This window comes from Lentzea kentuckyensis (assembly GCF_002150765.1).
GTDB classification, from domain to species: domain Bacteria; phylum Actinomycetota; class Actinomycetes; order Mycobacteriales; family Pseudonocardiaceae; genus Lentzea; species Lentzea kentuckyensis.
In genome coordinates this window covers 1-296 of record NZ_MUYM01000143.1, presented here as the reverse complement: position 1 = coordinate 296, position 296 = coordinate 1, and the positions used below count along the sequence as shown (strand labels likewise).

The following is a 296-nucleotide window of genomic DNA, read 5'->3' as shown; positions in this document are numbered from 1 at the left end:
CCAACTCGGTGCGCATGGTCGAGCTCGCGGCCAGGACCGGCACGCCCGCCCACCTGATCGACGACGCCTCGGAGATCGACCCGGCGTGGCTGGACGGGGTCACGGCCGTCGGGTTGTCGGCCGGCGCCTCGGCTCCTCCCGAACTGGTCGACGAGGTGGTCGCCGCGTTGGAGGCGTTGGGTTCGGTGTCGGTGTCGACGCACACGACGGCGACCGAGACGATCTCCTTCACCCTGCCGCTGGCGGTGCGCCGTGCTGGCTGACATCACCTCGCCCGCGGACGTCCGCGCGCTCAC

Annotated in this window: 1 pseudogene; it reads left to right on the top strand. The window is 72.3% G+C overall.

What is annotated here, in order from left to right:
- A pseudogene (locus B0F77_RS50290) lies at positions 1 to 263 on the top strand (4-hydroxy-3-methylbut-2-enyl diphosphate reductase); the annotation flags it as partial.
- Positions 264 to 296 lie beyond the last annotated feature (33 nt).